The organism is Marinobacter sp. LM1 (genome assembly GCF_042763285.1).
GTDB classification, from domain to species: domain Bacteria; phylum Pseudomonadota; class Gammaproteobacteria; order Pseudomonadales; family Oleiphilaceae; genus Marinobacter; species Marinobacter nauticus.
Genome location: NZ_CP114373.1, coordinates 2,142,066 through 2,168,230, shown reverse-complemented (window position 1 = coordinate 2,168,230; position 26,165 = coordinate 2,142,066). Strand labels below are relative to the sequence as shown.

The window sequence follows — 26,165 nt, the reverse complement described above, 5'->3', positions numbered from 1 at the left end:
AAAACGCCGGCTCAATGGCCGGCGCTTGCCGCGGTTAGTTGATTATAACGAATCAGGAGAGATTTTTAAGAAGCTCTTGTGCTTCTGCCTTCTGTTCTTCGTTACCCTCAAGAGCAACTTCCTCCAGAATATCCCTGGCACCGTCGCTGTCACCCATTTCGATGTAGGCCCGTGCCAGATCAAGTTTGGTGGCGGCTTCATCGGTACCGGCGAGGAAATCAAAGTCATCCTCGTCGTCCAGAGCGCTCTCATCAATATCCAATCCGCTATCACTACGAGTGGAGCTTTCGTCCAGAGAGTCTGACGCCACCGGCACGACTTCGTCCTCCAGCTCTTCAGGAGCCGGTTCGGCCTCAGCAACCTCTTCTGTCTGCTCCGCCAGCTCTTCCGGATTCTGCTGGTCAACGCCCGGCTCATCAGCCTCGGATTCGCTGAGTGCATCTTCCAGCCCAAGCTCATCTTCCAGGGATGGTTCGTCTTCCTGAGGACCAGCAGGTTCTCCGTTATCAGAGAACTCTTCCATCAGCGCGAGATCTTCATCAGATACATCCAGTTCCAGGTCATCCAGATCGGATTCTCCAAGCTCCAGTTCAGAAGGCTCATCGTCCTCGCCGGCAACCTTATCCAGCTCCGCATCAAGCTCGTCCAGGAAGGACTCGTCAAGCGAATCAGACTCCAGGTCCAGATCCGATACCTCGGTGTCTTCCTGCTTAACTGGCTCTTCTTCCGTCGGCTCAAGGTCGTCATCAAGATCGAAGCCCAGCTCAAGATCGTCTTCCTGATCCGAAACGGTACCAGACTGATCCGCCTCAACCGGCTCCGCTTCATCGGTTTCCAAGGAGGGCTCATCTGAACCGGCGAGTGCGTCGTCTTCAAAGGCCGACTCGAAATCCAGACTGAAGTCCTCTTCTTTGGATTCGGAAGTCCCGGTTGCCTCATCCAGACCGGAATCCAGATCAAGTGAAGCGTAATCAGTTTCGGTGGCGGACTCGTCTTCAGACTCCGGTTCTTCACCAATGCCGGACAGATCGTACTCAATCATGTCATCCCGGCCATCGGATTCTTTGCTGACATCGGACTCCAGCTCACCGAACTCGTTTTCATCAGCGGGCTCTGAAGTGGCTTCAAATTCGTCAGCTTTCAGCTCGTCAGAGATATCCCAGTCATCCGAAGCATGCTCGGTGGCCGGCTCTTGCTCTGGCTGACTGCCGAACGAATCCGAGCGCAGTTGGGATTCAAGGTCGTCGATGCTGGGCATCGCTTCAGCTTCAGCAAGGCGCTCCCGGAGGGATTCAGCTTCCTGGATAGCTGCCTCATCATCCAGCGCTTCAACTTCACGGTACTGCTTTTCAAACGCGTCGCGGTCCTGATTGTCCGCATACACAGACAACAGCTTCAGGCGCAGATCAGTACGGCTGGGCTCACGTGAAATGGCGTTCTCGAGCACCTGGGCTGCCTGATCGTGACGACCGTAAGCAACATAGGTTTCTGCTTCGGCAATGGCATCACCGGCTTCCGCTTCTGCCTCATCCTCATCTTCGAGACTGAGGTCGAACGAATCACCGCCTTCGCCTTCATCACTGTTCAACTGGTCGTAGAATTCTTTTTCGCGATTGGCATTGCGTCGTGCCACGAGCAACAACAACAGAAGCAGAAGGATAAGACCACCACCGAGGGCAATCTGATACATCGGATTGTTCAGAATACCGTCAATAATGTTACCCGGAAATGCCTTTTCAGGCGCCGTTACTGGTTGCAGCGGCTTTGGCTGCTGGGTCTGCGGGACGGCCGCGGGCTCGGATTCAGATGGAGATTCCTGCTCGGTAACGGCAGGCTGCTCTGCCACCACCTCATCAGCAGCACCCCCTTCGACATCACCACCAAACGGTTCTTCACCTGCAATATCGGCTTCGTCCGGGACCATGGCGCTATCTTCTTCCGCCATCGGTGTGTCGGCCGTTTCACCTTCAAGGACTTCATCGGCCTGACCACCACCGAACGGATCTTCACCGGTGCCGGCACCCAGATCACCTTCTACTGGTGTTGTCGCCGGTTCAACGTCAGACTCTGTCTCAGCAGTATCGGTCGGAGCTGGAGACTCTTCTTCCGACACCATACCCTGCATATCCGCAAGCTGGCTGTTCTTCAGTTCCAGCAACCGCTGCAGGGTCTCAACCTGGTCCTGTAGATCCTGGACACGGGTATTGAGTTCGTCATTTTCGCGTTTTGCGGCCTCCAGCTCTTCCATCGCAACTGCGGAACCGGCATCAACACCGCCCGGCAGATCGCCGTCACCACCGGCAGAACCACCGTCTTCGGTAGACCGGGATTCCGATTCATCGGCAACCAGCAGGCGCAACTCATCACCCGCTGCCGCCTGAGTAGCACCCTGTCCTGCCGCAGCCTGGGCGGTATCCGTTGCATCAACGGTTCTCGGAGACTGGAATTCCTGGTTCTGCTGTGCAACTACCCGATTGGCTTCAGCGCGGCTACGGCTCCGAATCTGATCCAGAGAGGGAATCCGCAACACCTCACCACGCTTCAGGCGGTTAATATTCCCGCCAATGAACGCGTTAGGATTCTGATCCTGAATCGCGAGCATAACCTGCTGCATGGAAACCGAACCATCCGGACGTACCTGCTGGGCAATGGTCCAGAGTGTGTCGGATGGCCCTGTCGGACCAAACGTATCTGCCTGATAGCCACGCGACACGGAGCCTTCTGCTGCCGCCTGGCGGCGGACAGATTCCTGGCTGCGCGCCGGCTGCTGTCTGGTGGCTGTCGTGGCCGGAGCACTGACTTGCTCCTCAATACCAGATTCCTCGGCGTAAACCGGAGGATCGACCAGCACGGCATATTCCCGCATCAGGCGACCATTGGGCCAGGTCAGCTCGAGGAGGAAATTCAGATACGGCTCGCGTACCGGCGCCCGGGAGGAAACATTGATGGCCAGATTGCCATCCGTCCCGGTAACCACTTCAAACCTTAATTGACTCAGAAACTGGTGGCGGTCCAGGCCGACGCGCTCATAGGCGGCCTCCGGTGCCACATTGACGAACACTTCACCGGGATCAACACCGCGACTCTGATTCAGTGATATTTCTGCATCCAGTGGCTCGTTCAGCCAGGACTGGAGCTCAATTTCTCCAAGTCCAAGCGCCTGAGCCATTCCAGAGCCGAGCCCTCCCGCCAGCGCCAGGGCAACCGCAAGCTTGCGTACCTTCATGCTTATTCCTTTCCAGTCTCCGTTATTCTTTACTGCCGTATCTCAACAGAATCGGACGAGGTTGGATGACTTTCGCCTTGTTATTTCTCGTTTTTATATCGCAATTATACCGTTCGGTTTGGCAAGTATTGTTGATAAAACCCGTTTTATCAATCAATCAGCTGCAATCCTTGCACCGTTTTTTTATCTATCGGGCGGAACTCCTTAGCGCCCTTGAAAATAACAGGGGCGGACGCTGAAATCAGCCTCCGCCCCTGACCGGCTTGCAAAAAACCGGACACAGTTGGCATTAATTACCGCTGTGTAACACTTTTTAACGTTCCTGAAGGATTCGCAGCATCCGACGCAGCGGTTCTGCAGCACCCCACAGCAACTGGTCACCCACCGTGAAAGCGGAAATGTATTCCGGCCCCATGGACAACTTGCGAATTCGACCAATCGGAATGCTCAGTGTGCCAGTGACCTTGGCCGGAGTGAGTTCCTGCATGGTGGCATCGCGATCGTTGGGAATAACTTTCACCCAGTCGTTGGCCTTGGCCAGAATGCCTTCAATTTCGGAAACTGACAGGTCTTTCTTCAGCTTGATGGTCAGCGCCTGACTATGGGAACGCATGGCGCCAATGCGCACGCAGATACCATCGATAGGGATCGGGTTGTCACTCCGACCAAGAATCTTGTTGGTCTCGACGCCCGCTTTCCACTCTTCCTTGCTCATGCCGTTATCGAGCTGCTTGTCGATAAACGGAATCAGACTGCCCGCCAGCGGCACACCGAAATGCTCAGTGGGGAAATCGCCGGAACGCATGGTATCAGTCACCTTGCGATCGATGTCGAGGATGGCGGAAGACGGGTCAGCCAGCTCAGATTTGACGCTCTCATTCAACGCGCCCATCTGGTTCAACAGCTCCCGCATATTCTGGGCACCAGAGCCGGACGCTGCCTGGTACGTCATCGGAGACACCCACTCGATCAGATCCTGCTCCAGCAGGCCGCCCAGGGCCAGCATCATCAGGCTCACGGTGCAGTTACCGCCGATATAATCCTTTACGCCCTTATCCAGGGCCGCATCGATCACGTTACGGTTAACCGGATCCAGCACGATCACAGAGTGATCGACCATACGCAGAGTGGATGCCGCATCAATCCAGTAACCGTCCCAGCCTGCATCACGCAGCTTCTGGTAAACCTCGGTGGTGTAATCGCCGCCCTGACAGGTAACGATCACATCCATCCCCTTGAGGATGTCGATATCGAACGCGTCCTGCAATGGAGGAACGCCGTCTTTGCCTACGTCCGGGGCCGGCTTCCCTGCCTGGGAAGTGGTGAAAAACACCGGATCGATGTCGGCAAAATCATTTTCTTCACGCATGCGCTGCATGAGGACCGAGCCCACCATGCCGCGCCAACCTACAAGTCCAACTCGCTTCATGTGCGACCTTTGAACCTCGTTTTATGCCCGCCCGCTACCGTTATCGCTGGCAGGGACAGGATGGATGATCCCGCAACGGCTGCATCCTGCCGTTGTCGGGTCTCGATTGAGCAAACCAGTGGTGCTTTAAAGCGCGTTCAGAACCGCCTCACCCATGTCGCGAGTGGATACCTTCTGACCGCCTTCCGACATAATGTCGGCGGTACGCAGCCCCTGGTCCAGCACCTTGCTGACCGCCGCCTCGATGGCCTGGGCGGCTTTTTCCTCATTCAGGCTGTAACGCAACATCATTGCAGCACTGAGGATGGTAGCCAGCGGGTTGGCAATGCCCTGCCCGGCAATATCCGGCGCCGAGCCGTGACACGGCTCATACATACCCTGCTTTTCGGAATTCAGTGACGCAGAGGGAAGCATGCCGATAGAACCGGTGAGCATTGCCGCTTCGTCAGAAAGAATATCACCAAACATGTTGCCAGTCACAATCACGTCGAACTGCTTGGGCGCACGGACCAACTGCATGGCTGCGTTATCCACGTACATATGGGAAAGCTCCACATCCGGATATTCCCGCTTCAGGTCTTCCATGATTTCCCGCCACAGCACGGTCACTTCCAGCACGTTGGCCTTGTCAACCGAGCACAGCTTCTTGCCTCGTTGCTGGGCCGCCTCGAAGGCAACCCGGCCAATACGCCGAATCTCGGACTCGGTGTACTGGTAGGTGTTGTAGCCCTGGCGCTCACCGCTTTCCAGCTCACGCACACCACGAGGCTGTCCAAAATAAATACCACCGGTGAGTTCGCGGACGATCAGAATGTCCAGCCCGGAAACCACCTCCGGCTTCAGGGACGAAGCAGACGCCAGCTGCGGATACAGAATGGCCGGACGCAGGTTGGCAAACAGCTCAAGGTTGGAACGCAGCCCCAACAGTCCCTTTTCCGGGCGCTTCGCCATCGGGAGGCTGTCCCACTTTGGCCCCCCTACAGCCCCCAGCAGAATCGCATCGGCCTTACGGGCCTTCTCCAGGGTTTCTTCAGGCAGCGGCGTATCAGTCTCATCAATCGCCGCACCGCCAACGAGGGCAGATTCAAAACTCAGCGCCAGCCCGAACTGGTCGTTCACCTTATGCAGAACCTTCTCCGCTTCTGCCACAATCTCCGGACCAATGCCGTCGCCCGGCAGGAGCAATACATTACGGGACATAATCCAATTCCTTGTTAATCAGTTTGCAGTATTAAACAACCAGGGAGCGGTCTTGCGCCGGGATTCTTCATAAGCGCGAATGGTATCCGCATCTTCCAGGGTCACGCCGATGTCGTCCAGACCGTTCAGCAAACAATGACGGCGGAAATCATCAACATCAAAACTGAACGACTCACCACCGGGTGTCGCCACCGTTTTAGCCTCGAGATCGACCGTCAGCTGATAGCCTTCATTCTCTTCGGTTTCCCGGAACAGCTTATCAACCACTTCTTCATTTAAAACAATAGGTAAAAGGCCATTCTTAAAGCAGTTATTGTAGAATATATCGGCAAAGCTCGGAGCAATAATCACCCGGAAACCGAAATCATCCAGCGCCCAGGGCGCGTGCTCACGGCTGGAACCGCAGCCAAAATTGGTCCGGGCCAGCAACACGCTGGCGTTCCTGTAACGCTCCTGGTTCAACACGAAATCCGGGTTCAGCGGACGGTTGGAACAATCCTGATCCGGCTTGCCTTCATCCAGATAACGCAGCTCATCGAACAGGTTCGGGCCAAAGCCCGTGCGCTTGATGGACTTCAAAAACTGCTTGGGAATAATCATGTCCGTGTCCACATTGGAACGGTCCATGGGGGCAACAATGCCCTGGTGTTGCGTAAATGCTCGCATGGTCTCTCTCCTGTGGCTCAGTTCATCAATTCACGGACATCAACGAAGTGACCAGTCACCGCTGCCGCGGCGGCCATGGCCGGGCTTACCAGGTGAGTACGCCCACCAAAGCCCTGACGACCTTCGAAGTTCCGGTTTGAGGTAGACGCACAATGCTCACCCTGCCCCAGCTTGTCGGCGTTCATGGCCAGACACATGGAACAACCCGGATCACGCCATTCCAGACCCGCCTCGATAAAGATTTTGTCGAGACCTTCCTGCTCCGCCTGGGTTTTGACCAGACCGGAACCCGGAACCACCATCGCCTGCTTGAGGCTGGCCGCGACCTTGCGACCCTTTACCACCGCCGCAGCTTCCCGCAGATCCTCAATTCGGCTGTTGGTGCAGGAACCGATAAACACGCGATCCAGCTTGATATCGGTAATCTTCTGATTCGGCTGAAGGCCCATGTACTTCAACGCGCGGACGATCCCCTCGCGCTTGATGGGATCCTCTTCCTTCGCAGGATCCGGCACCGCGCCCTCTACACCAACCACCATCTCCGGCGACGTGCCCCAGCTCACCTGAGGCTGAATGGCGGAGCCATCAAGCTCAACCACTTTGTCGAACACCGCATCATCGTCGCTGTGGAGCGTGCGCCAATATTCAACCGCCTTGTCCCAGGTCTCACCCCTGGGCGAAAACGGACGACCTTTGACATACTCGATGGTGGTGTCATCCACTGCCACCATACCCACCCGGGCACCGGCTTCGATGGACATATTACAAATGGTCATCCGGCCTTCCATGCTCAAACCACGGATCGCCTCGCCACCAAATTCAATGGCGTAACCGGTACCACCGGCGGTACCAATCTTGCCGATGATCGCCAGCACCACATCCTTGCCGGTAACACCCGCGCCCAGCTTGCCGTTCACCTTTACCAGCATGTTCTTCATCTTCTTCTGGACCAGGCACTGGGTCGCCAGAACATGCTCCACTTCAGACGTGCCGATACCATGAGCCAGACAGCCAAAAGCGCCGTGAGTAGAAGTATGAGAATCACCGCAGACAATGCTCATGCCCGGCAACGTCGCACCCTGCTCCGGCCCAATCACGTGCACGATACCCTGACGCTGATCCTTGATCTTGAACTCGAGAATCCCGAATTCGTCACAGTTCTTGTCCAGCGTCTCCACCTGAGTGCGGGACACCGGATCCACAATGCCGTCGATACCTTTGTCACGATCCGTGGTCGGAACGTTATGATCCGGAGTGGCAATATTGGCATCAATCCGCCAAGGCTTGCGGCCAGCCAGACGAAGGCCCTCAAAGGCCTGAGGTGATGTCACTTCGTGCAACAATTGACGATCAATGTAAATCAACGCGGAACCATCGTCCCGCTGCTTGACCAAATGGTCGTCCCACAATTTGTCGTATAAGGTCTTGCCCGCCATGATTCTCTCTCACTCTCTGGGGGTTTCTGTTTCTGCTTCGAATGATGACATCATACCCCTGCGCCACGAATAACCTCAATTCATGTTTTTTATGCTTTGCATTCCAAACAGGAATCAACAATAGTAGAGCCATACTTCGGCGCAGGTCACGAACGGGCGGGTAAGGCTTTTCAAAACACGCCTACAAGCACATCCCTGTGGGCTCGTTTCGGGCCGTCCTTGGGGTTCTAGGGATTTTCCGTCCAAAAACGACAAAGTGCTCTGGAAGCCCCGCCATCTATGGCCTCTAGAGGGGTATTACTTTTTCCATATCCCTATTTTGGCTCTGATTGGGTAAGATTTGGCCTTTTTAGGCTAAATCCATGGCATTCGATGAACGTGTTCAAATCTTGTCCGAGGCGGAACAAGAACAGTTTTATGGACCTCCCGCTTTCACCTCAGCAGACCAACGCTTCTTTTTCTCGCTGAACGATAAGGAACTGGCTATCGCTACAAGCCTACGTCACCGGGGTCAGCGCTACATGCTGGTTGTACTGCTGGGCTATTTCAAGGCCAAGCCGGCGGTGCTTCATCCCGGTTTCCACCAGATCAAGCAGGATCTCAAATACGTTTATCAAACCATTCTACCAGGGCCGGGCTGTAGACCCTTTAATCTCACGCCAAAAGAGAACGAACGGATTTACCAACGTATTTTCCAACTCTGCAACTACCAGCGCTGGAATGCCAAAGACCACGGAGCTGCGTTGAGCGCCTACTTATCCCAGCAAGCCAGAGCCTGGACGGCTCCAAGACACCTCTTCGATGCGGCCATTGAGTATTGTTCGAGACAGAAGATAGCGATCCCTGCCTACAGCACGCTGCAAAAGATCATCAGTCAAGTGGTGGGAGATGAACAGGAAGACATGGCCAACCGCCTTGAGCGTGCAATGTCACAAGATCTTAAGCATGCACTGGCGGATCTCGTAAACGGCGAAGGTGCACTACCGTTCCGGCAGTTGCGACAATCGGCTCGTAACTTCACTGGAACCGAACTTGAGAAAGAGCTGGTTGTCTATCGCAACATCCAGCATTGGATGTCAGAAGTGGACCTGCTCTTGAGCCTGCTTTCACTGTCGCAGAAAAATCAACAACACCTGGCGGAGAAAGTCGACTACTACGGCGCCAAACTGAAACGGCAAACCATAAGCAACCAACGGCTGTATTTGTTGTGCTATTTGCAAACGCGATGGCAACAAGCACTCGAACGTATTGCCGATGGTTTTGTGCATCATGTCAGGCAGACCAAACAGAAGGCAAAGGAGTACGCAAAAGAAGCGGTGTATCAGGATTGGCAAAAAGCGGCCAAAAATGTCAGCAAGGCGGCCGAAGTGCTCCATCTATTCATTGATGACGAAATTGATCTGCAACTACCGTTTGCAACAGTAAGACAAAAAGCACTGAACCTCCTGGCCAAAAAGGATCTGGAATCGGTATGTCTCTTCTTGAACGAGCAGCGGCGATCAGTCGATGAAGCCATGTGGCAATACTACGACGAGAAAGAAAGCCTGCGTAAAGGTTTACTGCGAGAGTTATTTCGATGTCTGCGCTTTGAAGGCAGCGATGGCACTCAGCACTTAGCGACTGCCTTGGCGAAAGCACAAGGCGAAATCGACACCCTGGCCCAATTGCAAACCGCCGATACCCGGTTTCTACCGAAAAAAGTACACGAATACCTGCTGGATCGTGACGGTAACATCCTGTTAGATCGTTATGAGTGGTTCCTCTATCAGCAGATTCCTGATCGCCTGAATGGCCAACTAACACTGCCTGAAGTCATTAAATACCGGGCGCTTGATGCTGATCTGATCGACGGGGAGCATTGGCGAAAACATAAATATACGCTGCTGCAACAGAGCCAGCTAACCGATTTGGCCAAAGAGCCTGAGAAACTGATAAAGCAGATGGCCACTGAATTGGATACCCGTTTATTCGAGGTCGGTGAATATCTTGAACAGGAAGACAACCGGAATATCATCTTGCGCAATCCGCAGGGTAAACACTTCTGGCGCTTACCTTCGGCCAGCAAACATCATCTGGTCAACAATCCCTTCTTCCAGCAAATCCCTACAACGGGTGTCGCGGATGTACTGCGCATGGTGGATCGTGACACCGGCTTCATAGACTGCTTCGCGCATGTGCTGGGTTCCCAATCCAGAAGCCGTTCCCATGAATATGATCTGTTGGCAATTCTGGTCGGCAATGCAACCAATCAAGGCATTTACGGTATGGCACAGATCTCTGATCGTACCTATGATCAGCTCAGCACCATCCAGGCAAACTACCTACGTTTGGAAACCTTGAATGATGCCAACGACAACATCAATAACGCGACCGCCAAGCTGCCCATCTTCAGGCACTACAACATCCAGGAGGATGTTTTACACGCAAGTGCCGACGGCCAAAAGTTCGGAGCCCGGCGCGAGACGTTCAAAACCCGTTACTCGTCGAAATACTTCGGTACACAAAAAGGCGTTTCTGCTATGAGCCTAATCGCCAATCATACGGCCATTAATGCCAGGGTAATTGGTGCCAACGAGCATGAATCTCACTACATCTTTGATTTGTTGATGAGCAATACGTCAGACATTATTCCGGATGTGCTCTCAACCGACACCCATGGTGTGAACCATGTGAATTTCGCGTTGCTCGATCTGTTCGGATACCAGTTTGCCCCGCGCTATGCCCAGGTCGGTAAAGTGATCAATGACATGTTTGATGTCAAGGAAGACAAAGACCATAGAATACAGCTACGCTTGAAAAAGCCCATTAACACGCATCGAATTGCGCAGCACTGGGATACCATCCAACGGATCGCAGTATCGCTTAAACAACGGAAAACAACACAAGCCACCTTGGTGAGAAAGCTCTCGGGATACAAGCACAATCACCCGTTGCTGGAAGCCCTGACTGAATACAACCGCCTGGTGAAAGCGAATTATCTACTGTGCTACATCGATGATGCCAGTTTAAGAAACTATGTTCAGCGCGCGCTGAATCGTGGAGAGGCCTATCACCAACTGCGTAGGGCAGTGAGCAGCGTAAATGGGGATCAGTTCCGGGGCAGTTCAGACGAAGAAATCCAGCTATGGAATGAGTGCGCTCGTCTAGTCACCAATGCCATCATCTATTTCAACTCCAGGATACTCAGTCAGCTGCTGACCAGCTTCGAATACCATGGAGACGCCCATAGAATAGGAATCGTCAAACAGGCCTCCCCTGTGGCTTGGCACAACATTAACCTCAAGGGGACTTACCATTTCGAATTGAGCGAAAAATTGCCAGAACTGGAGGAGCTTATGCGCTCAATCGAGGGATATTTACCTGTCAGGGAAAAGTAATACCCCTCTGGAGGCCACGGCCAGAGAGGCCTCCAGAGCACTTTGTCGTTTTTGGACGGAAAATCCCTAGAACCCCCTCATGGGACATTCCTTTTTATGATTTTTCGAGCACTTGTTGACGCATGTTAATATTTCGACATTAGTTAGTTTTTACACCCCGTTCAATAACATCTGTGCAAAACCGTTTTGCAAAAATGCTGCGCGGGGAGGGTAGTCGGATTCGAAGGGTTCGGAAATTCCATTGTTTTCCGGACTTAGCAAAGTTCGTCATATCGAAAGCCACGTATCTACGGGTGCAATTGGGGGTTAGCCCGGAGGATACTGGCAGCAGTTCACCTGTGGCACAAAAGCTTTCTCGTGGATCTTTGGCTTTGTCTCGATATAGCCGGCAGCGCCCGTGCTGATCCAAGCCAAACCGCTTGTTGAACTTACCCTGGCTACTTTTAGGGTTGGTGCGTGATTTTATCTGTGACAACGGCGATGAACTGACCAGCTTTCAATCAAAGCCCAAGTGTTCGGGCCACGGCAATTTTCCGCCATTGAGATAACGGGGTTGGCATCAAGTAATCAGGCTCTTCGCATTTAAGGGTGTAGAAAAAATCTGACCGGCTGGAAAAGGAGTCGGGGATCTTAGAAAATGTAAGCTCCTACACCAACAAAAACCAAGCCCCCGACGTGAACAATCTTACCTTTTCTAGCCCTGATCTTTCCAGCTTTTGCCAACTCAATAACCTCGGCCTGACTGCCACTGGACAACATCTTTGTGCAGAACGCGCCGTCATCGAATGCCGTTTCACCAAAGCACCTGAGCCGTGCCCCAAGTGCGGGGCTGCTGGTGCTTCACGCGGTACTGTTGATAGGCATCTTGCTCACACACTGCGTATTCCAGACCAAGCCTGCCACTGATTCCAGACGAAGCCTGCCACCCATTCCACGCGAATGCTGCCACTGATTCCACGGCAAAGCTGCCACCCTGGCAGCGCGCCTTGGCATCCCATCAGGAGCCAACCGACGCGGGATAACTAACCGGTATTCTGGCCCTTTCCAACCGGAGGGGATCAGATGCCTGCCAAGAGGTTATCCATGCGTAAAATCAAGGAAGTCCTGCGCCTCAAATGGGGCAAGGGTATGAGCAATCGCCAGATTGCGACGAGTTGCGGCATTGGCCGCCCCACCGTCGCTGAGTACCTGCGCCGGGCTCAGGAAGCCGGAGTGAGCTGGCCCCTGCCCGCGGATCTGGACGACACGCGGCTGGAACGGATGTTGTTTCCGCCGCCACCGGATATGCCGGCCCAGCTCCGGGGCATCCCCGACTGGCTGGCTATCCACAAGGAGCTCAGACACAAGCACGTCACCCTGTTCCTGCTCTGGCAGGAATACCGTACCGCCCATCCTGATGGCTACCAGTACAGCTGGTTCTGCGAGCACTACCGCGCCTGGCAAGGCAAGCTGGATATGGTCATGCGCCAGGACCACAGGGCCGGAGAGAAGCTGTTTGTCGATTATGCGGGTCAGACGGTGCCGGTGATCGACCGCGTCAGCGGGGAGATCCACGGAGCGCAGATCTTTGTGGCGGTGCTGGGTGCTTCCAACTACACCTACGCCGAAGCCACCTGGACCCAGGGTTTACCGGACTGGATTGGCTCCCATCAGCGCGCCCTCCGGTTCCTGGGTGGCGTGCCGGAACTGGTGGTGCCCGACAACCTTCGGTCCGGGGTGAGCAAGGCTCACCGCTACGAGCCCGATACCAATCCCACTTACCAGGATATGGCCTCCCACTACGGGATCGCGGTGTTGCCAACGCGGGTTCGTCGCCCGCGCGACAAAGCCAAGGTAGAGGGCGGAGTGCTGGTGGTGGAACGGTGGATTCTGGCGGCACTGCGCCACCGGCAGTTCTTCTCCCTGCGCGAACTCAATGCCGCCATCAGCGAACTGCTGGTGAAGCTCAACAATCGTCCCTTCCGCAAGCTGCCCGGTTGCCGCCGGGAGCACTTCGAGCAACTGGATCGGCCGGTGCTTCAACCCCTGCCGGCAGAGCCCTACGTCTATGCCGAGTGGAAGAAGGCCCGGGTTCACATCGATTACCACGTGGCTGTCGACGGGCATTACTACTCGGTACCCCATGCCCTGATCAAGCGCGAAGTCGATGTGCGCATGACCCACAACACGATCGAGTGTTTCCACCGCGGCGAACGGGTGGCCAGTCATCAGCGTTCCAATCTGAAGGGGCGCCACACCACGGTATCCGCGCACATGCCGGAGTCCCACCGCCAGGCGGGGGAGTGGTCGCCGGAACGGCTACTGAAGTGGGCCGCCAAAACCGGGCCGGCAACGGAGAAGCTCATCCGGACTGTGATGGCGTCCCGCAGTAACCGTCCGGTAAACCCATCTTGAGCCAGGCGCTGCGGCCGTCAGGATAGTGTCCACTTATTTTTAAGTGGACACTTAACATGACCAATATAAGCGTAACCAAGCCCTACCAAAAACGTCGTCGTTACTCTAAAGAGCTGAAGGCTCGTATCGTCGCCGAATGTTTGAAGCCCGGGGCGTCTGTTTCCCGGATTTCGCTGGATAACGGTCTCAACGCCAACATGGTCCGGCGCTGGATGAGCGAAGCGCGAAGAGCGGGTAAAACACCGGAAACACCTGGATTCGTTCCGGTCCGTCTGCCAGCAGTGGCCTCTGCACCGAGCAACCAATCCGTTTCAGACAAGCGTAGCACCATCCGCATCGAGATTCCCCGCGCCGGTGGTGCGGTTGTGGTGGAGTGGCCTGCGGAGCAGGCCCATCAGTGTGCGGCTTTGCTTCGGGATCTGTTGGGATGATCCGCATTGATGAGATCTGGCTGGCCACCGAACCGCTGGATATGCGGGCCGGACCCGACAAGGCCCTGGCGCGGGTTATTCAGGTATTCGGTTCGGCTAAACCCCATTGCGCCTACCTGTTCGCCAACAAGCGAGGCAATCGGATGAAGGTGCTGATCCATGATGGCCTGGGCATCTGGTTGTGCGCCCGCCGGCTGAACCGGGGTAAATTCCACTGGGGCGAAACCTGGCGTGGTGACCAACTGCGCCTGACCGAGGAACAGTTGTCTGCCTTGGTTCAGGGCCTGCCCTGGCAGCGCATTGGCGCGGAGGGCGTCATCTGCATCCTGTAATCACAAGTGCTGTGATGCCGCTATAGCCAGAACCGCGAATCGCCTGCCGAACAGGGACTTGGCATACTAGGCGGCATGACTCAGCGCCCCGATATCAACCAACTCTCAGCCGATCAGCTCCGCGCTCTGGCGACGGAACTGATGGACTCTCTGGACGCCAAGGATCAAGCCTTGGGCCGGAAGGAGCGGGAGTTGGTGCGCCGCAATGCCATCATCGAGAAGCTGACCCACGAAGTCGCCATCCTCAAACGTCACAAGTTCGCCCGCCGCAGTGAGCAACTCGATGCCGTTCAGGGCAAGCTCCTGGACGAGCTGATCGACAGTGACCTGGCCGCCATCGAAGCCGAGCTGGACCAGGCGATGACTGAGGAGCAGAAGGCCGCTCGACCCAAGCAGAAGCCTAAGCGCACCCCGCTGCCACCGGAGCTGCCCCGTACCCTGATCCACCATGAACCGGTCAATACCCAGTGCCAGTGCGGCTGCCAGCTCAAGCGTATTGGCGAGGACGTGAGCGAAAAGCTGGATTACGTCCCGGGCGAGTTCACCGTGGAGCGGCACATCCGGGGCAAGTGGGCCTGCGAGCAGTGCGAGACCTTGATCCAGGCACCGGTACCACCGCAGGTGATCGACAAGGGCATCCCCACCGCCGGCCTGCTGGCTCAGGTGTTGGTGGCCAAGTACGCGGACCACCTGCCACTGTACCGCCAGGAACGCATCTTCGGCCGTGCCGGCCTGGAAATACCCCGTTCCACACTCGCCGAATGGGTGGGTGCCTGCGGTGTGCAGTTGCAGCCCCTGGCAGAGGCGTTGAGAAACGCCTTGCTGGAACACAACGTTCTGCACGCCGATGAAACGCCGGTCAGCATGCTGGCTCCGGGCAAGAAAAAGACTCACAAGGCCTACGTCTGGGCGTACTGCACCACACCGTTCTCGGACCTCAAAGCCACCGTTTACGACTTCGCGCCCAGCCGAGCGGGTGAACACGCCCGCACCTTCCTGGGTGACTGGCAGGGCAAATTGATCTGTGACGACTACGCCGGCTACAAGGCCGGGTTCGGCAACGGCATCACCGAAATCGGCTGTATGGCCCACGCCCGACGCAAGTTCTACGACCTGCACGAGGCCAACAAGAGCGAGCTGGCTGCGAAGGCTCTGGAATACATCGGCGGCCTCTACGAGATCGAACGGGAAACCAAAGACCTGCCGCCGGATAAGCGTCGAGACATCCGACAAGCCAGAGCCAAACCACTGGCTGAGGCACTGCATCAATGGATGCTGGCGCATCGCCAGAAAGTGCCGGATGGCTCCGGCACGGCTAAAGCCCTGGACTACAGCCTAAAACGCTGGGCAGCGCTGACGCGCTACCTGGACGATGGTGCGGTGCCCATCGACAACAACTGGGTGGAAAACCAGATCCGGCCCTGGGCACTGGGCCGCAGCAACTGGCTGTTCGCGGGATCACTACGCAGTGGTCAACGTGCGGCTGCGGTGATGACCCTGATCCAGTCTGCCAAGCTGAACGGGCATGATCCCTATGCCTATCTGAAGGATGTTCTGACCCGACTGCCGACGCAGAAGAACAACGCCATCGACGAGCTATTGCCCCACAACTGGAAGCCGGCTACACCTGACAAGGTGTGATGGGCGGACGCTTACGTCCCGCAAACACCCGCAGCAGGCCTATCGGTCCTGCCTGGGCATATTGCGCCTGGGCAACGCTTATGGGGACGAGCGCCTGGAGGCGGCCTGCCGGCGGGCACTGATGTTGGGCAGCTGCCGCTACAAGAGCATTGAATCCATCCTCAAGCACCGTCTGGACGAGCAACCACTGGAGGAGCAGCAGGAGCTGGCCTTGCCTGAAACACACGGCAACATCCGCGGCCCCGCCTACTACCACTGACAGGAGAACACCATGTTGAAGCATCCTACCCTGGACGGACTCCAGACCCTCAAACTGAGCGGCATGGTGGCGGCACTGGCCGACCAGATGGCCACCCCGGACATCGATGAACTGGCCTTCGAGGAGCGCCTCGGTCTGCTGGTGGACCGCGAAATCACCGAGCGGGAGAACCGGCGGCTGACCAGTCGTTTGCGCCGTGCGAGACTCAGGCACGCTGCCGCACTGGAAGACATCGACTACCGCAATCCCCGCGGATTGGACAAAGGGCTGATCCAGTCACTGGCGACCTGCCAGTGGGCAAAGGAGCACCTCAACATCCTCATCATCGGACCCACCGGTGTGGGCAAAACCTGGTTGGCCTGCGCCCTCGCACACAAGGCCTGCCGCGAGGGTTACACGGTCCAGTACCTGCGCTTAACCCGACTGTTGCGAGACCTGATGATCGCCAAGGGCGACGGCCGTTATCCCAAGCTGCTGGCCAACCTCGCCAAGGTCGATGTTCTGCTTCTGGATGACTGGGGCTTGATGAAACTGAACGCCGAGAATCGGCGTGACCTGCTGGAAGTGCTGGAGGACCGCCACGGCAGGCGTTCGACCATCGCCACCAGTCAACTGCCCATTGAGGAGTGGCATGCTGTGATTGGCGATCCGACGCTCGCTGACGCCATCCTGGATCGCCTGGTCCACAACGCCTACAAGATCAATCTCAGGGGAGAATCCATGAGAAAACGCCAGGCCAAGTTGACGAGCACCACCGGTTCCGAGTAACAATGCAAACCCCGCGTCGCTACGCTCCGATGGGTGGCAGCTTTGCTCCGGTTTGGGTGGCAGGCTTCACGTGGAATGGGTGGCAGGCTTCAGCGGTTTACGCAACCGGGGCTGCAGTTTTCCCAAAAGAATGCAGCTGGTACGCCGAATGTCAGGTCAGCCAACTCGGAAGCGCTTGTGTGCACCACCCGCTGCTTGCTGACAACCGGATCAAGAGCGCGAAAAGCATAGTCCAGATCATCAACCCGCCGGGCCATTAATCCCGGTGTATCCAGCGTGTGGGACAGCGGAACAATCTGTTGGGTGGGCCAGCGCCCGGCTGTCAGCTTCAACCCTGCTACGCCTGTCATGCTGGCTGGCACCCGGATGGACCCGGCGGTGTCGGTCCCCAACGCCAGCGCCGCTGTTCCGTTAACCAGCGACACCCCGGCACCCGAACTGGAACCACCCGGCACACGGTGAACCTGTTTGTCCCAGGGGTTTGCCGGCGTTCCCCAGTGGCTGTTGGTACCAAGCCCGCCGAACGCCCCCGAGTTCGACACTTCCAGCCCGATTTCGGCCTGAAATCGGCACTCATGGCATGAGAATTCAGTAGCTTAGCCATCTCTTGCCGAATTCTTTGTAGTGACACGTTTTTCTCTTGATGTCTTGCCAGACATAGATTGGGCGGTCTATCGTAGTGACATGTTTGTCAAAGTCACCAAATCCGGTCCGCGCCGCTACGTGAAGCTCGTCGAGTCTTATCGCGACGAGGCCGGCAAGCCGCGCCAACGCGTGATCGCGACGCTGGGACGCCTGGAAGCCGTCACCGCCGGGGAGTCCAGCGCGCTGATCAATGGCCTGCTGCGCGTCACCGGCCAGCCAACGCTCGAGGAAGGCACCGGCGAGACCGACTTCGCGCCGGCGCGTTCCGTGGGTGATACCTGGCTGCTGACGTCACTCTGGAAAGAGCTCGGCCTGGATGACGCCTTCCGGCGTGTCTTGCGTAGCAAGCGCCAGTTCGATGCCGAGCGGCTGCTGCGGGTCATGGTGTTCAATCGGCTGTGTGATCCGGAATCCAAGCTCGGGGTGCTGCGCTGGCTGGAAGATGTACTGGTGCCCGACGTCGACACGGCCTCGATCAGTCACCAGCATCTGCTGCGCACCATGGATACCCTGTCGGACTGCAGCGAAGCTCTCAATGACGTTCTGGCACAGCAGCTCAAGCCACTGATCGACCAGGAACTCTCGATCGTCTTCTACGACCTCACCACGATTCGGGCAGAAGGCAGTACCTCACTCGACGGTGATCTCCGTCAATACGGTCCCTCGAAGGAGGGCGGCATCGCCCGCCAGTTCATGCTCGGTGTCGTGCAGACGGCGGAAGGCTTGCCCATTCACCACGAAGTCTTCGATGGCAATGTCGCGGAAACCCGCACGTTGCTGCCGACCATCGAAACGGTGGTCAAGCGCTTCAACGTGAGTCGAGTTGTGCTGGTCGCCGACCGTGGCCTGCTCTCGCTGGACAATCTGGCCGCCCTGTCCGCCGTACGTATCGAGGGTCGCCCTCTGGAATTTATCCTGGCGGTGCCGGGACGCCGTTATGGCGAGTTCGATGCGCTGCTGAAGGCGTTTCACCAGACGCATTGCCAGGACGCCGAACGCGAAGCCTACGGCGAGATGGCATGGCAGGACCATCGGCTGATCGTGGCGCACCGGCCGGAGGTCGCGAAGGCGCAGACGGCGGCACGCGATCAGAAGATCGAGGCGCTGCAGGCCGATGCGCGCCAGTGGTTCGAGAAACTGGACAATCAGGATGCCGGGCGGCGCTATCGTGGCAGAAAGCTCTCGGATGCCGGCGTCACCGCCAGGTTCTACAAGGCCGTCACCGACGCTCACCTCGGGCATATCCTGAAGGTCGATCTGACCGCCGAGACGTTCAACTATGTCCTGGATCAGCGGGCGCTCGATCGCGCCAGGATGATGGACGGCAAGCTACTGCTGGTCACCAACATGGCCGACCACGACCCGCAGGAGATCGTAGAGCGCTACCGGGCGCTGGCAGACATCGAGCGCGGCTTCCGGGTGCTGAAGAGCGACATCGAGATCGCACCGGTCTACCACCGGCTGCCGGATCGTATCCGCGCCCATGCGCTGATCTGCTTCCTCGCGCTGGTGCTTTACCGGGTGCTACGAATGCGGTTGAAGGCCAGCGATCACCCCTTGTCACCGACGCGGGCACTGGAAATTGCCCGCAAGATTCAGTTCCACCAGGTCCTGCTGCACCGTCGCGAGACGGCGAGCGGCTTGACCAAACTGAAGCCTGAACAACGCGACCTTTTCGAAGCGATTGGCCTGCCGGCACCGACTGCATCTCGCTTGTAGTGCCAATTTTGAAAACGCGTTTTCAGGTTAATCAGTGGTTTACGCTTCTATCTGTCGAACTCGGGAACGCCAGTTCCACACAATGGGTTTTCCCCATCACCGGTGCCAGCTGGGCGCTTAGCGCTTTGATCACAGGCCCTGCTGCCTGCCATCTTTCCGGTAATGGCCGGGCACAGCCGGCGTGAATGGGCAGTCCCGGCACACCGAACAGGTCTTTCACCGATACCGGCAAGCCCATCAAAGGGCCGGTAAAGGCACCGGCCTTCCGGGCCCGGTCACTGGCTTTTGCCAGCGCCAGTGCCTGCTCCGGGCACCATTGAATGTAGGAGTTGTCGTCACTGGCGCGATAAGCCTCGATGGCGGAGGCGACCAGCTTCTCGCTGGTGAGATTTCCAGCCTCCAACGCCTGTGCCAGTTCACTTAAAGGACTTGCCAGTAATGGGGCCGCTGTCATTTCGTGTTCCGTAACAGTTGGATTGCCTGAGCCGCTACACGGGCACACTCAACATCCTGATCTTCCGAACCTCCGGATACACCAATACCGCCAACCAGCATCTGGTCCCGAAACAGGGGCACTCCGCCGCCGACGACAGTAAAGTCCTCGGTTGAGGTAAGACCATTCAATACCCGGTCAGGGGCTGATGCCAGCAGGCCTTCCAGCTCCACCGTTTCGGTGGCCATTCCGGCAGCCGTAATCGCTTTTTTGCGGGCAAGCTCGGAGGACACCAGAAATGAGTCCGTCATTTTCAGGTAACCCAGCAAACGTCCGGACGAATCCGTGACAGCTATAGTCGCGCGAATGCCTAAATCTTCAGCCTTACCCACTGCTGCCTGGAGCATGGTCAGAACAGCTGTTTCAGTCAGTCTGGAAGTTGTTTGGAGAAATTCGTGTTGGCGTGATTCCGACATAATGCACCCATTGCCTTTGTTACGACCATCAACCCTGAGCCGGCGCAAAATACGCCGGCACGGGTTGTCTGTTTGCCGATCGCGATAACCTGTCGGGTTTAAAAGGCTTTGGTTAAATGCAGACGGAACAGGTTGCCTTCGGGGCGATTTTTGTTGGCATACTCGGTGTACACCGCGCCGCTGAGCTGGGCGCCAATCGCTTTGACCGGGAAGGTGACCTCGGCACCAATGGCGTGTTGTTCCACCTTGGCATTGGTAGTTTGTGGGCCGCTGTCTGACTCCAGCTGCCAGCCGTCATAACCGGCCAGGGCGACTTCGACACCGTTGTTTAACACTTTGCCGAGCGCCCATTCGACAATCCAGCTATCGCCCGGCGTTACGTCAGTGTCATCCTGTTCAGTTTTGATCTCATAGCGAGACAAGGCGGAGAACGACCAGTCTCTGGCTTCATCGAAATACCACGTACCGCCCAGGGTCAGCATGGTGGTGTCAAAGCCCTTGCCGTCAGAAGCTGGATTTCCAGCTTCAAAGTCACCCGTATCAAACCAGTAACCCGCAGCAAATACCGAATCCCACTGCTTCCCATGCCAGCCCAGAATCACGGGCCCCAGGAACACGGTGCTAATGCCAGATTCTGTTTGATCAGCGCCAAGAGCCTCAAAATCAAAGTCATTCCGCTGGGCAATAATGATGGTTTCCATGCCATAATCCGCGCCCAGGAATTTCTTGTCGGTTACATAGATGAAGCGGTTGGCAAACGCCGTAACCGAACCCTCGTTGTCCAAAGGCACGTCATTACTGTCGTCATCCTGGATACTATCAATCTCGTACTGCACCAGGTAACCGCGATAATACAGCCCTTCCGGTGGTAGCGATGGGCCTTTGGTGCCTTCAATACCGCCCACGTAATGGCCGTTCACAGCCAGGGCCGGGGTTGCAGAAAGAGCAAGGCCGAGCGTACCGGCGGCAGCAAGCAGTTTGGTCGTTCTCATAATGTTCACCATTTTCGTATTTGTAGTGGTTTTGAGTGAGGGGCCTGCCGGCCCCGAGTGGACGTCAACGCCCGAGTTTTTCCGCCGATCGCCCGCCAATGCCGAAGTGCTGCTTGGGCATTTCGTTGATGATCACCCGCACACTTTCGATCGGCGCATCCAGCGAACGCACGATAGCCTCGCTGACTTCCTTGATCAGCGCTTCCTTTTGCTCATCGGTCCGGCCTTCCAGAATGTTGATCTGCGCAATCGGCATAGAGCCTCCTTATTCGAAGCGGGCCGAGACGGTACCCAGACCCTGGTAACGAACGGTGATGTTGTCGCCGGCTTCCACGGCGATCGCGGCGGTAATGCCTCCGGTCATGATGAAGGTGCCGGCCGGGATGTGTTCACCTCGTTCCGCCAGCAGGTTGGCCAACATGGCAACACTGGAAGCAGGATGGCCAAGCACGGCGGCGCCGGCGCCAACGTCCACCACTTCCCCGTTTTTCTCGACCACCACGCCCAGGGTTTTGAGGTCCACGTCCGAGACATCAACCATCTGGCCCCCGGTGATAAAGCGGGTGGAACTGGCGTTGTCCGCCACCACACTCACCAGATCGAACTTGAAGTTTTCATAGCGTGAATCGATCACTTCCACGGCGGGAATAACGAAGTCGGTGGCCGCCAGCACATCACCAATGTGGCAACCCGGACCGTGCAGTGGCTTCTTGGTAACAAAGGCCACTTCCGCTTCGATCTTCGGATGGATCAGCTCTTTGGTGTTAACCACACCACCGTCTGGCACACTGAAATAATCCGCCAGGAAGCCGTAGATGGGAGTATCCACGCCCATTTGCGCCATCTTGGCCCAGGAAGTCAGGCCCATTTTCATGCCCACGACCTTGTTGCCCCGTTCCTCTTTGCGACGGCGGATTTCCCACTGCACGTCGTAGGCGTCCTCGAAGTTCATGTCCGGGTAGTCGTTGGTGACCTTGGTGATGTCGTGGGCCTGTAGCTCTGCATTTTCCACGTGCTCGGCCAGCGCCAGCATCTGTTCGTTGCTCAGTGTCTTGCTCATGCCTTTTGCTCCTCTTGCGCTTTCAACAGATCCAGCGCCACGTCCACAATCATGTCTTCCTGGCCACCCACCATGCGGCGCTTGCCCAGCTCAACCAGAATATCCACGGTCTTAAGGCCGTATTTCTTGGCCGCCACTTCCGAATGGCGCAGGAAGCTGGAGTACACACCGGCATAGCCCAGCGCCAGGGTTTCACGGTCCACCCGGACCGGACGATCCTGCAGCGGGCGAACGATGTCGTCGGCGGCGTCCATCAGGGCGTACACGTCGGTGCCGTGATCCCAACCCATCTTGTCGAAAGCGGCGATGCACACTTCCAGCGGCGCATTGCCGGCACCGGCGCCCATGCCGGACAGGCTGGCATCAACGCGGTCACAGCCCTCTTCCACCGCGACGATGGAGTTGGCCACACCCAAGGCCAGGTTGTGGTGGGCATGAATGCCGGTTTGGGTTTCCGGTTTGAGCACGTCTTTCAGGGCGCGGAAGCGGTCCCGAATATCGTTCATGTTCATGGCACCGCCGGAGTCGACCACGTACAGGCAGGTGGCCCCGTAGTCCTCCATCATCTTGGCCTGTTCCGCCAGGCCCTGCGGGGTCTGCATGTGGCTCATCATCAGGAAGCCAACGGTGTCCATGCCCAGCTTGCGGGCGTGTTCGATGTGCTGTCGGGAAACGTCCGCTTCGGTGCAGTGAGTGGCCACGCGCACAATGCGGGCGCCGGCCTGATAGGCGTTTTCCAGGTCATGCACGGTGCCGATACCAGGCAGCAGCAGGGTGGCAATTTGCGAGTGTTCCACCACTTCAGCGACCGCTTCGATCCACTCCAGATCGGTGTGGGCACCAAAGCCGTAGTTGAAGCTGGAACCCTGCAGGCCATCGCCGTGGGCCACTTCGATGGAATCGACTTTCGCCTTGTCCAGGGCACGGGCAATGTCCTGCACGTTCTTGATGGAGTACTGGTGGCGAATCGCGTGGCTGCCGTCGCGCAGGGTCACGTCGGAGATGTAGAGTTTTTTACCGGGGTTATGAGTCATTGTTCGTTCCTCCTCAGTTGACCAGCGATTCAGCGATACGCTCGGCGGTGCCCAGCGCGGCGGAGGTCATGATGTCCAGGTTGCCCGCATACGCCGGCAGGTAATGGGCAGCCCCTTCGATCTCCAGGAAGATGGAGGTCTTCAGGCCGCTGAAGCGGCCCAGGCCCGGGACGTTCATGGGCTGGTCTTCGGGAATTTCGTCGAACTGGACTTTCTGCTTCAGGCGATAGCCGGGCACATAACTGGCCACGGCCGCGGCCATTTCTTCCACGGACTGCTCTACCTTCGCCTGGTCGGCTTTGTCGGACAGCACATAGACGGTGTCGCGCATGAGCAGCGGCGGCTCGGCCGGGTTGAGGATGATGATCGCCTTTCCCCTTTCGGCACCACCGACCACTTCGATGGCCTTGGAGGTGGTTTCGGTAAACTCGTCGATGTTGGCCCGGGTACCGGGGCCGGCAGACTTGCTGGAGATCGACGCAACGATCTCCGCGTAATGTACCTTGGCCACGTTGGACACGGCCGCCACCATGGGAATGGTGGCCTGGCCACCGCAGGTGACCATGTTGACGTTGCCTTCTTTCAGGTGCTTCTCCAGGTTCACCACCGGGACGCAGTACGGGCCGATGGCCGCTGGCGTCAGGTCGATCATCTTGATGCCTTCCTTGTAACCACGCAGGAACACATCGTTATGACGGTGGGCGCCGGCGGAGGTGGCATCGAATACCACATCGATGTCGGCAAACTCCGGCATCTTCACCAGGCCTTCCACGCCTTCGGCGGTAGTGGCCACGCCCATACGGTTGGCACGAGCCAGGCCGTCGGATTTTTCGTCGATACCGACCATCACGCCCATCTCGATGTTCTGGCCGTTGCGCAGAATCTTGATCATTAAATCGGTGCCGATGTTGCCCGAGCCGATGATGGCGGCTTTGATTTTCTTACTCATAGCAATGTCCTCTTTGTTCTTGTCGCCAGCCAGGGGTCATGAGAAACAGACCGACGCACTGCCAATGCCACCGATGTCAACTCGCATGTGATCACCGGCTTTCACCGGCTCCAGTGGCACCAGCGAACCGGACAGAATCACCTCTCCGGCTTTCAGTGAAATACCGAACTCACCGAGAGTGTTGGCCAGCCAGGTAACGCAGTTCACCGGCGACGCCAGAGCCGCCGCACCGGCGCCGGTGCTGATAATCGAGCCGTTCTTTTCCACCACCATGCCGCAGGTCACCAGATCCACCTCACGCGGTGAAACGGCTTTGTCGCCCAACACAAATAAACCGCAGGAGGCGTTGTCGGCGATGGTGTCCTGAATGGCGATCTTCCAGTCCTTGATGCGGGAATCGACAATTTCGAAGCACGGCATCACGCACTCGGTGGCTGCCAGCACGTCGGCATTGGTGACGCCCGGGCCCGTCAGATCCTTCTTGAGAATGAACGCAATCTCGCCCTCAGCGCGGGGGGCAATCAGGCGGTCACTGATGTTCACTTCCTCGCCGCTGTTGAACACCATGTCGTCGGTCAGGTAACCAAAATCAGGCTGGTGCACGTTCAGCATGTTCATCACGGCTTTGCTGGTAACACCGATCTTCTTGCCGATGATGCGGGCACCGGCCTGCTGCCGGCGCTCCAGCATGCGCAGGGAGATGTGGTAGGCGTCCTCGATGGTGATGTCGTCAGCGCGGCTGGTCAGCGGTGGTACCGCTTCTCGGTTTACCAGCGCCTCGTAAAGTTCATCGCCAAACGCCTGGATCTTTGCCTGTTCCATTATTTACCTCCGGCGGCTTGATCCGCTTCGTGCAGGAAATCGTTCACCAGCCGTGCAAAACGGCCGGCGTGTTCAATCTGGGTCCAATGGCCGCAACGGCCGAAGACATGGAGCTGCGCCCGGTCAATCAATTCGGCGAGCTTGTAAGACGCTTCCAGCGGAATCACTTCGTCTTCCCGGCCGTGCAGAATCAGGGTTTCGTGAGGCAGTTTGCGGATGTCCTCTTCCGGACTGGCCAGATTGTCCACCCAGCGCTGGCGCGGCGCCGGGAACATGGCGGCAAAGGATTCCTGGAAGCCAGGGCGCACACTGGCCTGGTAGCGCATTTCCGCCAGCTCGTCGGTCAACAGATTTTTGTTGTAAGCGAACACATCCATCAGCCGGCGCATATTCTCAATGGAAGGCTCATAGCCCCAGACCTCATCCAGGCCTTTGGTGATCGGAAAGCTCACACCCACCGAGCCCATCAACACCAGGCGGCGCACCCGTTGCGGGTGTTCAATGGCCAACGCCAGTGCCAGGCCGCCACCGAAGGAATTGCCCACCAGGTCGACCTGTTCGAGCCCCAGCTCGTCCATCACCCCGACGGCATGTTTAACCCAGCGTTCACGGTTGTAGGTATTATCTTCCGGGCGTTCGGTGTAACCGAAGCCGAGCATGTCAGGCGCCAACACACGGCGGTTCTTCGCCAGCTCCGGAATCACCAGCCGCCAGTTGGCCCAGGCAGTAACACCTGGCCCGGAGCCGTGGATCATCATTACCGCGACATCACTCTTAGCATTGTCGGCACCATGGTCATGCACGTTGGTGCGGTAGCCGGCAGCGGTTATCTCACGCCCGATTTCCGGGCTATTCTGAGGTGCAGTCATGGTCAGC

The 26,165-nt window shown here is 57.2% G+C and carries 21 protein-coding genes and 3 pseudogenes; 9 read left to right on the top strand and 15 right to left on the bottom strand.

The window, feature by feature from the left end; translation table 11 throughout:
- Positions 1–52: 52 nt before the first annotated feature.
- The 5 genes from OZ656_RS10115 to leuC form a co-directional block, all read right to left on the bottom strand.
- Entirely contained in the window at positions 53–3,226 is a 3,174-nt protein-coding gene (locus tag OZ656_RS10115) for a FimV/HubP family polar landmark protein (protein WP_113880129.1), read from the bottom strand.
- 313 nt (positions 3,227–3,539) lie between these two features.
- Positions 3,540–4,655 (bottom strand): aspartate-semialdehyde dehydrogenase, encoded by a 1,116-nt coding sequence (asd, locus tag OZ656_RS10110; protein WP_114434042.1) that lies wholly within the window; start codon positions 4,653–4,655, stop codon positions 3,540–3,542.
- Between the two features lie 126 nt (positions 4,656–4,781).
- Entirely contained in the window at positions 4,782–5,855 is a 1,074-nt protein-coding gene (leuB, locus tag OZ656_RS10105) for a 3-isopropylmalate dehydrogenase (RefSeq protein WP_114434041.1), read from the bottom strand.
- An 18-nt stretch (positions 5,856–5,873) separates the two neighbouring features.
- Entirely contained in the window at positions 5,874–6,521 is a 648-nt protein-coding gene (gene leuD / locus OZ656_RS10100; protein ID WP_114434040.1) for a 3-isopropylmalate dehydratase small subunit, read from the bottom strand.
- A 17-nt stretch (positions 6,522–6,538) separates the two neighbouring features.
- A complete protein-coding gene (gene leuC / locus OZ656_RS10095; RefSeq protein WP_014421371.1) occupies positions 6,539–7,957 on the bottom strand; it encodes a 3-isopropylmalate dehydratase large subunit in 1,419 nt (472 codons plus the stop codon).
- 362 nt (positions 7,958–8,319) lie between these two features.
- On the opposite strand from leuC, the gene OZ656_RS10090 reads away from it, so the two are divergent.
- The 8 genes and pseudogenes from OZ656_RS10090 to istB all read left to right on the top strand — a co-directional run bounded on the left by OZ656_RS10090 (position 8,320) and on the right by istB (position 17,159).
- Complete coding sequence (locus tag OZ656_RS10090) at positions 8,320–11,334, top strand: Tn3 family transposase (RefSeq protein ID WP_008169784.1); 3,015 nt, start codon at positions 8,320–8,322, stop codon at positions 11,332–11,334.
- Between the two features lie 675 nt (positions 11,335–12,009).
- Positions 12,010–12,228 (top strand): annotated as a pseudogene (locus tag OZ656_RS10085) (ISL3 family transposase); the annotation flags it as partial.
- A 168-nt stretch (positions 12,229–12,396) separates the two neighbouring features.
- Positions 12,397–13,701, top strand: a pseudogene (gene istA, locus OZ656_RS10080) (IS21 family transposase); the annotation flags it as partial.
- 83 nt (positions 13,702–13,784) lie between these two features.
- Complete coding sequence (gene tnpA / locus OZ656_RS10075) at positions 13,785–14,159, top strand: IS66-like element accessory protein TnpA (protein WP_379945195.1); 375 nt, start codon at positions 13,785–13,787, stop codon at positions 14,157–14,159.
- The gene (gene tnpB, locus OZ656_RS10070; RefSeq protein ID WP_022990718.1) at positions 14,156–14,491 is read left to right on the top strand and encodes an IS66 family insertion sequence element accessory protein TnpB; all 336 of its coding nucleotides are present in this window, start codon (positions 14,156–14,158) and stop codon (positions 14,489–14,491) included. The genes tnpA and tnpB overlap by 4 nt, the downstream gene beginning before the upstream one ends.
- A gap of 75 nt (positions 14,492–14,566) precedes the next feature.
- Complete coding sequence (gene tnpC / locus OZ656_RS10065) at positions 14,567–16,132, top strand: IS66 family transposase (protein WP_379945194.1); 1,566 nt, start codon at positions 14,567–14,569, stop codon at positions 16,130–16,132.
- Positions 16,133–16,142: 10 nt separating this feature from the next.
- A pseudogene (locus tag OZ656_RS10060) lies at positions 16,143–16,391 on the top strand (IS21 family transposase); the annotation flags it as partial.
- Positions 16,392–16,403: 12 nt separating this feature from the next.
- On the top strand, positions 16,404–17,159 hold the full coding sequence (istB, locus tag OZ656_RS10055) for an IS21-like element helper ATPase IstB (RefSeq protein WP_303911303.1): 756 nt from the start codon (positions 16,404–16,406) through the stop codon (positions 17,157–17,159).
- A gap of 89 nt (positions 17,160–17,248) precedes the next feature.
- Here istB and OZ656_RS10050 read toward each other — a convergent pair whose 3' ends face one another.
- The gene (locus OZ656_RS10050; RefSeq protein ID WP_379945193.1) at positions 17,249–17,701 is read right to left on the bottom strand and encodes an amidase family protein; all 453 of its coding nucleotides are present in this window, start codon (positions 17,699–17,701) and stop codon (positions 17,249–17,251) included.
- 142 nt (positions 17,702–17,843) lie between these two features.
- Between OZ656_RS10050 and OZ656_RS10045 the strand changes: the two genes are divergently transcribed.
- Positions 17,844–19,523: an IS1634 family transposase gene (locus tag OZ656_RS10045; RefSeq protein WP_100732333.1), complete on the top strand. Its 1,680-nt coding sequence runs from the start codon at positions 17,844–17,846 to the stop codon at positions 19,521–19,523.
- 31 nt (positions 19,524–19,554) lie between these two features.
- Here the strand turns inward: OZ656_RS10045 and OZ656_RS10040 are convergent, their stop codons facing one another.
- From OZ656_RS10040 to OZ656_RS10000, 9 genes are all read right to left on the bottom strand, one after another.
- Complete coding sequence (locus OZ656_RS10040; protein ID WP_379945192.1) at positions 19,555–19,977, bottom strand: amidase family protein; 423 nt, start codon at positions 19,975–19,977, stop codon at positions 19,555–19,557.
- Positions 19,974–20,363, bottom strand: a complete 390-nt coding sequence (locus tag OZ656_RS10035; RefSeq protein ID WP_046617722.1) for a heme-binding protein — start codon at positions 20,361–20,363, stop codon at positions 19,974–19,976. The genes OZ656_RS10040 and OZ656_RS10035 overlap by 4 nt, the downstream gene beginning before the upstream one ends.
- 167 nt (positions 20,364–20,530) lie before the next feature.
- Positions 20,531–21,424: a transporter gene (locus tag OZ656_RS10030; protein ID WP_293011216.1), complete on the bottom strand. Its 894-nt coding sequence runs from the start codon at positions 21,422–21,424 to the stop codon at positions 20,531–20,533.
- A gap of 64 nt (positions 21,425–21,488) precedes the next feature.
- Positions 21,489–21,680 (bottom strand): 4-oxalocrotonate tautomerase, encoded by a 192-nt coding sequence (locus OZ656_RS10025; protein WP_104416001.1) that lies wholly within the window; start codon positions 21,678–21,680, stop codon positions 21,489–21,491.
- A gap of 9 nt (positions 21,681–21,689) precedes the next feature.
- Entirely contained in the window at positions 21,690–22,484 is a 795-nt protein-coding gene (gene dmpH / locus OZ656_RS10020) for a 2-oxo-3-hexenedioate decarboxylase (RefSeq protein WP_178974993.1), read from the bottom strand.
- Complete coding sequence (gene dmpG / locus OZ656_RS10015; RefSeq protein ID WP_091701789.1) at positions 22,481–23,518, bottom strand: 4-hydroxy-2-oxovalerate aldolase; 1,038 nt, start codon at positions 23,516–23,518, stop codon at positions 22,481–22,483. Before dmpG ends, dmpH begins: the two co-directional genes overlap by 4 nt.
- Before the next feature lie 13 nt (positions 23,519–23,531).
- Entirely contained in the window at positions 23,532–24,467 is a 936-nt protein-coding gene (locus tag OZ656_RS10010) for an acetaldehyde dehydrogenase (acetylating) (protein ID WP_303911289.1), read from the bottom strand.
- A gap of 36 nt (positions 24,468–24,503) precedes the next feature.
- Positions 24,504–25,289 (bottom strand): 2-oxopent-4-enoate hydratase, encoded by a 786-nt coding sequence (gene dmpE / locus OZ656_RS10005; protein ID WP_289009129.1) that lies wholly within the window; start codon positions 25,287–25,289, stop codon positions 24,504–24,506.
- Complete coding sequence (locus OZ656_RS10000) at positions 25,289–26,158, bottom strand: alpha/beta fold hydrolase (RefSeq protein WP_289009127.1); 870 nt, start codon at positions 26,156–26,158, stop codon at positions 25,289–25,291. Before OZ656_RS10000 ends, dmpE begins: the two co-directional genes overlap by 1 nt.
- Positions 26,159–26,165 lie beyond the last annotated feature (7 nt).

Coding starts and splice junctions, on each gene's coding strand:
- OZ656_RS10115 (WP_113880129.1), bottom strand. CDS start 3,226: ATGAAGGTACGCAAGCTTGCGGTTGCCCTGGCGCTGGCGGGAGGGCTC.
- asd (WP_114434042.1), bottom strand. CDS start 4,655: ATGAAGCGAGTTGGACTTGTAGGTTGGCGCGGCATGGTGGGCTCGGTC.
- leuB (WP_114434041.1), bottom strand. CDS start 5,855: ATGTCCCGTAATGTATTGCTCCTGCCGGGCGACGGCATTGGTCCGGAG.
- leuD (WP_114434040.1), bottom strand. CDS start 6,521: ATGCGAGCATTTACGCAACACCAGGGCATTGTTGCCCCCATGGACCGT.
- leuC (WP_014421371.1), bottom strand. CDS start 7,957: ATGGCGGGCAAGACCTTATACGACAAATTGTGGGACGACCATTTGGTC.
- OZ656_RS10090 (WP_008169784.1), top strand. CDS start 8,320: ATGGCATTCGATGAACGTGTTCAAATCTTGTCCGAGGCGGAACAAGAA.
- tnpA (WP_379945195.1), top strand. CDS start 13,785: ATGACCAATATAAGCGTAACCAAGCCCTACCAAAAACGTCGTCGTTAC.
- tnpB (WP_022990718.1), top strand. CDS start 14,156: ATGATCCGCATTGATGAGATCTGGCTGGCCACCGAACCGCTGGATATG.
- tnpC (WP_379945194.1), top strand. CDS start 14,567: ATGACTCAGCGCCCCGATATCAACCAACTCTCAGCCGATCAGCTCCGC.
- istB (WP_303911303.1), top strand. CDS start 16,404: ATGTTGAAGCATCCTACCCTGGACGGACTCCAGACCCTCAAACTGAGC.
- OZ656_RS10045 (WP_100732333.1), top strand. CDS start 17,844: ATGTTTGTCAAAGTCACCAAATCCGGTCCGCGCCGCTACGTGAAGCTC.
- OZ656_RS10040 (WP_379945192.1), bottom strand. CDS start 19,977: ATGACAGCGGCCCCATTACTGGCAAGTCCTTTAAGTGAACTGGCACAG.
- OZ656_RS10035 (WP_046617722.1), bottom strand. CDS start 20,363: ATGCTCCAGGCAGCAGTGGGTAAGGCTGAAGATTTAGGCATTCGCGCG.
- OZ656_RS10030 (WP_293011216.1), bottom strand. CDS start 21,424: ATGAGAACGACCAAACTGCTTGCTGCCGCCGGTACGCTCGGCCTTGCT.
- OZ656_RS10025 (WP_104416001.1), bottom strand. CDS start 21,680: ATGCCGATTGCGCAGATCAACATTCTGGAAGGCCGGACCGATGAGCAA.
- dmpH (WP_178974993.1), bottom strand. CDS start 22,484: ATGAGCAAGACACTGAGCAACGAACAGATGCTGGCGCTGGCCGAGCAC.
- dmpG (WP_091701789.1), bottom strand. CDS start 23,518: ATGACTCATAACCCCGGTAAAAAACTCTACATCTCCGACGTGACCCTG.
- OZ656_RS10010 (WP_303911289.1), bottom strand. CDS start 24,467: ATGAGTAAGAAAATCAAAGCCGCCATCATCGGCTCGGGCAACATCGGC.
- dmpE (WP_289009129.1), bottom strand. CDS start 25,289: ATGGAACAGGCAAAGATCCAGGCGTTTGGCGATGAACTTTACGAGGCG.
- OZ656_RS10000 (WP_289009127.1), bottom strand. CDS start 26,158: ATGACTGCACCTCAGAATAGCCCGGAAATCGGGCGTGAGATAACCGCT.